Source organism: Synechococcus sp. CCY 9618, from assembly GCF_019038415.1.
Lineage (GTDB): Bacteria > Cyanobacteriota > Cyanobacteriia > PCC-6307 > Cyanobiaceae > Cyanobium.
This window is the reverse complement of record NZ_JAFKRG010000037.1, coordinates 1-8,102: the sequence shown is the minus strand read 5'-3', so window position 1 is coordinate 8,102 and position 8,102 is coordinate 1. Positions and strand designations below refer to the sequence as shown.

The following is an 8,102-nucleotide window of genomic DNA, read 5'->3' as shown; positions in this document are numbered from 1 at the left end:
ACCGCGCCAGTGTCTACGAGCAGGCCCGTCAACGTCATCCACGCCGTTGGACACGATCGACCCGCTGCTGGCGTCAGCCTGAAGTCGTCTGGATCAATCAACCGCCCCCAGAAATCAACGCCGAACCAGCTACTTTGGCCTTGGCCGCCTGACGGGCGGCAGGGGCGTCATCTTTCCTGGCAGTCACCGTAGCTGGGTACTTATGAGTACAAGTAAGGGAAACCCTGGAAAATCAACTCCGGCCCCGTACAACGGGGCTGTGAGCACTTGGCCGGACTAGGGTGAGGGGAGGTAAGTTTCTGGCGTTCGGGGAGTATGAGCAGACCATTGCCATGAAGCTCTCCCCGCTCCCGGTAGTAGGTACCGAGCTCGGTGTCGTTGAGGCCAGCGGTATCGAGCACGGCCTTGAACTTGACGGCTGTGCTCCAGGCTTCAGGCTCCTTCTCGGATGCGGGCACCAACTCTCCCTGCAGACGCCAGGCCTTCCTCCAGTTGTAGAGGGTCACCATGTGGATGCCCAGGTCCTCGGCAATCCGAGCCACGGTCTAGCGGTGCGACGGGCTCATTCGCCTGCGCACATCAGCCTTGACGGCCTTGCTGTAATGACGCATTGATTTGCTTCATTAAGCACCAGGGTGCGCGATTGAGAGGGCATAACATCTTGCCCGAAAGCGCGGACTAGTGACAGTAATACTGGTTGTGGCCCATTACATCAAGGCAAAAGTCTTCAAAGTTGCGAACGTAGTCTGCTCGGTTCATTACGCGATGTCTCTGGTACATAATTTGCTTTTGTAAACTGTGCCTCTTTTCATCATTTTCGAGTAAACTATCAACAATCTGAATATACTCATTGAGTGACGTTGCTACAGGCGCATTATAGATGCCCATTTCACGATAACCTGAAGCCACGATCCTGGAGCGAAGGTGACCTCCCTCTAGAGTGACAATTGGCGTTCCTGCGAGTACGGCTTCATAGAATGTGATGCCGCATCCATAATAAATTGGATCTAGCAGGATATCCATGCATTTGCAAAGTGCTTGATACTCTCTCCGACCCATAATCTTGAGGAAAAGGGACTGCCCCCGAACATTAGGTGCGTTGCTAGATAGTCGCTTGATGAAAAGTTCAGTAGTTTGGCTTATTGATGCTTCAATAAAGACAAAAATTGAATCTGGATTATGAATGGCTATCTCTTCCATTACCAGATCGAAATCTGGATGGAGCTTGTGAAGCGCTTGCAAGCATCCGATTAGCCGGCAGTGCGATGGTAGAAAAAAGTACTCTCGAGGAAGGGAAGGTACTTCATAATCATTAGGAATAAAGCAGCAAGATAGTCCGCCGGGTAACATCACCAATTCCTCGGTATATTGTTCCTGCGCATTCTCGGGCTCTAGATCCCTTGCTGAAATGTAGAAGTCAATTTCAGAATGTCCAGATGTATGAGGAATTCCCCAGCCAGTTAGCTGAATCTTGCAGGCACGAACGAATGGCAGTAAAAAGTCGTATGGCGTCATTCCCAAATCAGTAAAGTATAGAATATCAAGCGAAAGATCGTGTAACTCGTGATATACAATGCTGAATTCCCCGGAGAGTCTGACTACTTTGTCGCAGCGAAGATCTAAGCGTTCTTGAGTATTGTCATTTTGACTGCCTGCGGAGTGAATTAGTATAACGAAAAACTTGTCACGGTCTAGATGCTGTATAAGCCCTTCGAATGCAAAAGCATTGCTGTGCTCGTAGAAGTATCGGGAAAGGAACCCAATTCGGATCTTTTTTTCTGCGGTAGTCTTGCTTGCGGTTGACTTGAGATGCTTGCGAGAGTTGGCTAGCTGACTAATTAGGGGTTCTGCAAGGCGCTTCATGAATTGTAGGTAGCGCTCAAGTAGCTTTCTATCGTCTTTATTGTGATAAGCAAGATGAAACGTATGTAATGACATCGGATGCTCTAAAGCTAATTCTAGTTGTTGGTTGTTCTCTGCTAATGCCAGATATTCTATGAAATGGGCGCGACAGCGATCAATTTCTTCTGAAGAGGATGCAATGATGGGAAAGAGGCAATGCTGATTCATGTACAACGTTGCCGAAGATGGGCATAAACTGAAGGCTTGAGCGTAGGCAGCTGCACATTCGGACACTTGTGACATTAAGTAATGCACATTTGCCTTTATACAGTAAAAGCCAATATCACTAGAATTGATTTCGATCGCTCTATTGATAAAAGCTAAGGCCTCTTGAAGGCGTTTAAGCTCCAATAGTATTTCGCTTATAAATGCATGGAGCTTCGCGTTGTCTGGTTCTTCAACAAGACCGCTTTGAGCTGCTCTAATAGCATCTATGTTCTTCCCCTTTGCGCGAAGTAGAATTGCGGCTGCTATTAAATGCTTCTCGCTTTGGGGTGAACTAACTTTCCACCGATTAAGAACAGCTTCGCAGGCATCTAGTTTTCCTTGTATTAGCAGGCTGTCAAATTCACCTTGCCAGGCATCATTATATTTAGGGTCCTCTCTAGTCGCTAAGCCGTATTGTCTTGCAGCTTCTGCGTAGTCCCCCAAAGCAGCCAGAGTTTTGGCAAGATAAAAAATTGCTGCAGTAATATCTGGTTGAACTGCTAAAGCTTTTTCCAGATATACACGAGCTGATCTGTAGCTATTGAGGTGATATAAGCAGATACCAATTAATGCAAAGGCATTGACTTTATACTTCTCTGTTTCTGCTAAAGTCTTTAGTGCGCTAATGGCTTCACGGTATTTCCCTGCATTCAGCAAGTGATTTGCCTTGGTATATACAGCTTCTTGTGCGGAGTTGCTCATCTGTTAGATTCGAACTTATTGATTGAGATTCATTGGGCTATCCATGAGTCGAATTGAGAAAAACAAGTGGTTTTGCAAGCTGGGCGGGTTACTGGTCTAAAACCCTCACTAAGGGCTGATTATGGGTATACAGATGCTTGCTGCCAACAGTAAAAGACTAGGATTCCGAGACTGATAGGCATATTTAAAAAGGGAGTAATTATAAATCAAGCTATACTCGCATGACATAAAAAAGGCGGACATTGCCGCCCTTTGGTTGCTGAAGACTCTTGCGATTAAATTAGGAAAATGCACACGATATCTGGGCATTTGTTCCGATAGTAACAGCTACTTTTGTGTTTGCTGTTGCTGAGGTCGTTGTAAGGCATCTAACGCCAACAGCCCCGGTGGTAAAGGTCTGAGATACTACACCACCAGCTGTCGTACATGCTGTAGTAAAGAGTGTTGATGCTGGAGCCACTCCAACGCCAGAAGATGCTGTGAACGTGGCGCATTCTTTCGCAAGGCCGATAACTTCGCCCACAGCAGCACCCGCCGAAGCCGCAGCACGTGCACCCAGAAAGTTAGGTAGAGCAACGGCGGAAAGAATGCCCACGATCGCCACCACGATCATAAGCTCAATCAAGGTGAAGCCCTTCTGAAGCGGGTTCCTCTTCTCGCGCAGGCTGCGCATCAGCGCCAGCTTGGTCTTCGGGGAGATGTTCATGAGAAAAGCTCGGAAACTGTTGACTTTCCGGATTCTATGCGCCCAATGGGCAGTTGTCTATGCGGTCGTTGCAGCGTTCGTATGCGGCTGTTGAAGCAGCTCCTGAGGCTCAGACCCCATGCCCCGTCTGAGTTCATGGCGCTGAGGTGTCCATCGCACCGGGCCAACATGGCGGTTCCTTAATTGCCAACTAGGCTGGAAGAAGCATTGGACCGTGTCGAGGTCTAATGCCCTTCTAATGAAATTGCTGGCCTTTTCTCGGTCGCTTAGCCCATTCCGCCTTCCCGCCAGAGTCTTTTCGATCCGGCGGCGCCTGCTGGGCCTCAGTCTGCTGGCCGTCCTGGGGGGCTATGCCCTGCTGATTGGGGCCACCGCCCTGCTGGCCAGCCAGGAACGCCTCACCCAGCACCGTGCCACCGCGGCCAGCATGCGCCAGCTGCTTCTCGGTCGCCGTCCCCTGCCCCAGTCCCTGGATGCCGTCAGTGCCGCCCTGGCCCAGCTGATCAGCCCCAACTTCCTGGTCTGGCTCGAGACCGACCAAGGCATTCCCTATGGCGCCGCCCCCCAGATCCGACAGTTCTCCATTCCCACCGGTGTGTCCCTGGCGCGGTTGCCGCGCACCATGGGTGGCCCCGACCAGGTGGCGGTGGTGCGGGTGGGTGGGCTCACCTACCTCACCAGTGCCCAGGAGTTCCAGCTGGGGACACGCACCTTACGGCTGCGCTTCCTGGAGGACATCACCCAAAAGCTGGCCCAGCAGCGGCTGCTGCTGATCATGATGCTGGTGGCGGCTGGTCTGGCCACCCTGTTCACGGGCTTGCTTTTGCGTCCCGTGCTGGTGCGTGGTCTTTCCCCCCTTCACGACCTTGGCCTGCGCATGCAGGAGATCAGCTCCGACACCCTCGACAGCCAGCGGGTTCTGGTTCAGTCCCAGCCCAGGGAACTGGCCCCGATCGCGGAGGCGTTCAACGACCTGCTCGACCGGCTGTCCGCGTCCTGGGAGCGTCAACGGGGTTTTGTGAATGGTGTGAGTCATGAGCTGCGCACGCCGATCAGCCTGATCCGCAACTACGCCGGTCGCATGCGGCGGCGTTCTCTGGAGCTCACGGAACAGCAGTACGAGCAGATCACCCTGATCGAAGACGAAGCGGGGCGCATGGGGCGGCTTGTGGCCGATCTGCTGTCTCTCACGCGCATCGATTCGCAACGCACCATGATGCCCTTTGATCCCTTTGATGTGGGTCAGGCCATTGAGCGGGTGGTGGAACGGCTGCAGGCCAGGTCTGGAGGCCGGCTGACGATCAGCCTCGGGGCCACCCAGGGAGCACGGACGTTTGCCCTGGGAGACGCCGACCGCTTCGAGCAGTGCCTCGCCAACCTGATCGAAAACGCTCTGAAATATGTTCCGGGAGTGAGCCCCATCGTGCTCCGCCTCGATGCCAGCCTCGATCGGGTGGTGGTGCATGTGATGGATTCCGGTCCAGGCGTCCCCGAAGCTGACAGGACCCGCATCTTTGAGCGTTTCGGCCGTGGCCGGCATGCGGGCAGCGTCCCCGGCAGTGGCGTTGGCCTGGCAGTGGTGCGTGCGTTGATGGAGGCCATGGGCGGGACTGTTGTGGTGGCCGATGCCCCGGAAGGTGGCGCCGACTTCCAGCTGCGCCTCAAGGGCGCGGCTCCCCTTCACGCAACATGAAGCCCACCCCCCGCACCGTCTGGATGAGGGTGGGAAGACCGTCGGGCTCGAGTTTGCGGCGCAGGTAGCGGATGTAGACGCCCAGCAGGTTTTCATCGCCGAAGTGGTTCTCCCCCCATACCTCCCGCAGGATGTCCTCCCGTTCCACCACCCGCCCGGCGCGGCGCAGCAGGCAGAGCAACAGGTCGTACTCGCGTACCGACAGGGAGATCGCCGCCTTTGCTCGCAGGACCTCCCGGGTTGCGGTATTCACCGAAAGGTCGCCGTAGCTGATCTCATCGGCATTGACCGCACCCTGCCAGTAGGCGGTGCGCCGCAGGTGGGCACGGATGCGAGCCAGCAACTCCTCAATGGAGAAGGGCTTGAGGATGTAGTCGTCGGCGCCGGAATCCAGGGCCTCGACGCGATCCCTGACATCGTCGTGGCAGGTGAGCATCAGCACCGGGGTGATGTCGCCGCTGGATCGCAGCCGCCGACAGATTTCGACACCGCTGAAATCGGGCAGGGTCCAGTCGAGGATGACCAGATCGGTCGATCCGTCGCGCAGATGCATCAGGGCCCCCTGGCCGTCCTCCGCTTCGCTCACCCCATAGCCTTCACAGTTCAGTTCACCGGCAAGGAAGGTGCGCATGCGTTGGTCGTCCTCGACGATCAGCAGGCGGGCCTGTGTGGTTTCCGCAGGCATGGTCAGCGGGGAGGCCCCTCCTTGAGCATGAAGCCGACGCCGCGCACCGTCTGGATCAGGGTGGGCTGGCCCGCAGGCTCGAGCTTGCGCCTCAGGTAGCGGACGTAGACATCAAGAAGGTTGTCGTCACCCAGCCAGTTTTCGCCCCAGAGGGCGTCGAGAATGGAGCGGCGCTCCTGAACCTGGTTGGGATGACGCATCAGATGCATCAGCAGATCAAACTCCTTGGCGGTCAGGTGAATGGATTCGCCGCCCCTGGCCACTTCCCTGCTGGCTGGATTCACCTCAAGATCCCCCATGCGCAGCAGGCCCCCATCCTGTTCATCGATGCCGCTTCGGCGCAGCCGCGCCCTGACCCTGGCCAGCAGCTCTTCGATGGAGAACGGTTTGATCAGATAGTCGTCCGCGCCGGAGTCGAGGGCTTCCACCCGCTGCTGCACCTCGTCGCGGGCGGTGAGCATCAGCACCGGTGTGGAGATACCTCCCTTGCGCATGCGCCGGCACACTTCCACGCCGCTGAAATCAGGCAGGTTCCAATCAAGCAGCACCAGATCCCATGTCTGGCTGCGGATCCGCCCCAGGGCCTGCTGGCCACAGGCGGCTTCTTCACACTCATAGCCTTCGACGGCAAGCTCCGAGGTCAGGAAACTGCGCATTTCAGGGTCGTCTTCGACGATCAGCAGGCGGGCACTGGTCATCGGAGCGTCAGGGGAGGGTGAGGCAGGGTCAAGAGTGAAATCAACGACCTCAGGATTTGAGAGAAGTATGACGATCCGAATCTAACAGGCTTAGAATTGCCCTGCAAGTCGCTGGAAATTGCCGTTGGGACGGCCGGCATCCCTTCGAATTCCTGGGCCATGGGTGGGGAGGGGGCGGTGCCTTGATCGAGCGATTGAATCTGACGATTCGGATGGATGGAGAAGATTCATTAAGTGACTGTATTGTCCGGTGCTTTCATTGACGAGTGCCTCCATATTGCGATCCTTTGGGGAGGCGTCTCACGGACGGATCTGATCTTCGGGAAGTTTACGCTTCGCCTCTGGGAGAGTGGCGAAAAAGGGGAACATTGATATCTGCGTCAGTCTGCTTGCTTCCGCGATGTGAGCTCCAGGGCAATGGTCTCGGGCCATCCATCTCGGGCCATCCATGCCCTTGATCGAGTGGACCAGTGAAACCCTAGTTAGACTACCTGATCAGCAGGAAGGGCATGGCGGTCGGTTTTGTGGGGGGCGGCACGCTTTCCGGGCGCATGGCCCGCTGGGGCGTCGCCATCGTGGCGGCCTACGCGCTGGTGGCGGTGCTCACGCCCCTGCTGGTGCATCTGGCCGTGCTCCCCGATCCCAATGCCGGACTGGCCAACCCCATCTATGCATCTCCCTCGCCGATGCATTGGTGCGGAACCGATCGTCTGGGTCGCGACGTCTGCGTGCGGACCCTCTCCGGGGCCAGTGTGGCCCTGCAGGTGGTGCTGATCGCTCTGCTGATCGCCCTGGCCATCGGTGTCCCCCTGGGAATGGTCAGTGGCTATCTCGGGGGTGGCGTGGATCGGGTGCTGGTCGTGCTGATGGACACCCTGTACACCCTGCCAGTGCTGCTGCTCTCGGTGGTGCTTGCCTTTCTGCTCGGGCGGGGTCTGCCGAATGCCGCAGCGGCGCTCTGTGTTGTCTACGTGCCGCAATATTTCCGTGTGGTACGGAATCAGTCGGCCCAGGTGAAGTCTGAGCTGTTCATCGAGGCAGCCCGGTCGCTCGGGGCAGGTCCTGCCTGGATTCTGCGCCGGTATCTCTTCCGGAGTGTGATCACCTCCGTGCCGGTGCTGCTCACACTCAACGCGGCGGATGCGGTCCTGGTGCTCGGGGGCCTGGGCTTTCTGGGACTGGGCCTGCCCGAGATGATTCCGGAGTGGGGGGGGGATCTGCAGCAGGCACTCACTGCCCTGCCCACCGGGATCTGGTGGACCGCTGTGTACCCGGGTCTGGCCATGTTCGTGCTGGTTCTGGGCCTGTCGTTCTTAGGCGAGGGGTTGGAGCAATGGCTTTCAGGCCAGGCCCTTCGCTCCGATTGAGCAGTCAGGAAAGGCCGTGGCAAGACAGCCTGAATCCCGCGCCTTGCCTAGGAGGCTGCTGAAAAACCAGCTCAGCCGCGGGAGAATGGCCTAACGGCACTGAGCGAATGCGCGGCCAGCAGGAACGCACCGGCCCCCTGTT

6 protein-coding genes are annotated in these 8,102 nt (G+C 56.5%); 2 read left to right on the top strand and 4 right to left on the bottom strand.

Features of this window, described 5'->3' with window-relative positions; all coding sequences use genetic code 11:
• Nucleotides 1-678 precede the first annotated feature (678 nt).
• The gene (locus KUG41_RS09010) at nt 679-2,811 is read right to left on the bottom strand and encodes a tetratricopeptide repeat protein (protein WP_216903368.1); all 2,133 of its coding nucleotides are present in this window, start codon (nt 2,809-2,811) and stop codon (nt 679-681) included.
• Nucleotides 2,812-3,091: 280 nt separating this feature from the next.
• On the bottom strand, nt 3,092-3,517 hold the full coding sequence (locus tag KUG41_RS15940) for a type IV pilin protein (RefSeq protein WP_305798569.1): 426 nt from the start codon (nt 3,515-3,517) through the stop codon (nt 3,092-3,094).
• Between the two features lie 244 nt (nt 3,518-3,761).
• On the opposite strand from KUG41_RS15940, the gene KUG41_RS09000 reads away from it, so the two are divergent.
• Nucleotides 3,762-5,210: a sensor histidine kinase KdpD gene (locus KUG41_RS09000; protein ID WP_216903366.1), complete on the top strand. Its 1,449-nt coding sequence runs from the start codon at nt 3,762-3,764 to the stop codon at nt 5,208-5,210.
• Here KUG41_RS09000 and KUG41_RS08995 read toward each other — a convergent pair.
• Entirely contained in the window at nt 5,179-5,895 is a 717-nt protein-coding gene (locus KUG41_RS08995; RefSeq protein ID WP_216903364.1) for a response regulator transcription factor, read from the bottom strand. The genes KUG41_RS09000 and KUG41_RS08995 overlap by 32 nt on opposite strands.
• 2 nt (nt 5,896-5,897) lie before the next feature.
• A complete protein-coding gene (locus KUG41_RS08990; protein ID WP_216903362.1) occupies nt 5,898-6,593 on the bottom strand; it encodes a response regulator transcription factor in 696 nt (231 codons plus the stop codon).
• Nucleotides 6,594-7,102: 509 nt separating this feature from the next.
• Here KUG41_RS08990 and KUG41_RS08985 point away from each other — a divergent pair.
• Entirely contained in the window at nt 7,103-7,960 is an 858-nt protein-coding gene (locus KUG41_RS08985) for an ABC transporter permease (protein WP_254217051.1), read from the top strand.
• Nucleotides 7,961-8,102 lie beyond the last annotated feature (142 nt).

Bases quoted from the DNA above. Each gene is read 5' to 3' on its own strand.
- KUG41_RS08990 (WP_216903362.1), bottom strand. From the start codon at position 6,593: ATGACCAGTGCCCGCCTGCTGATCGTCGAAGACGACCCTGAAATGCGC.
- KUG41_RS08995 (WP_216903364.1), bottom strand. From the start codon at position 5,895: ATGCCTGCGGAAACCACACAGGCCCGCCTGCTGATCGTCGAGGACGAC.
- KUG41_RS15940 (WP_305798569.1), bottom strand. From the start codon at position 3,517: ATGAACATCTCCCCGAAGACCAAGCTGGCGCTGATGCGCAGCCTGCGC.
- KUG41_RS08985 (WP_254217051.1), top strand. From the start codon at position 7,103: ATGGCGGTCGGTTTTGTGGGGGGCGGCACGCTTTCCGGGCGCATGGCC.
- KUG41_RS09010 (WP_216903368.1), bottom strand. From the start codon at position 2,811: ATGAGCAACTCCGCACAAGAAGCTGTATATACCAAGGCAAATCACTTG.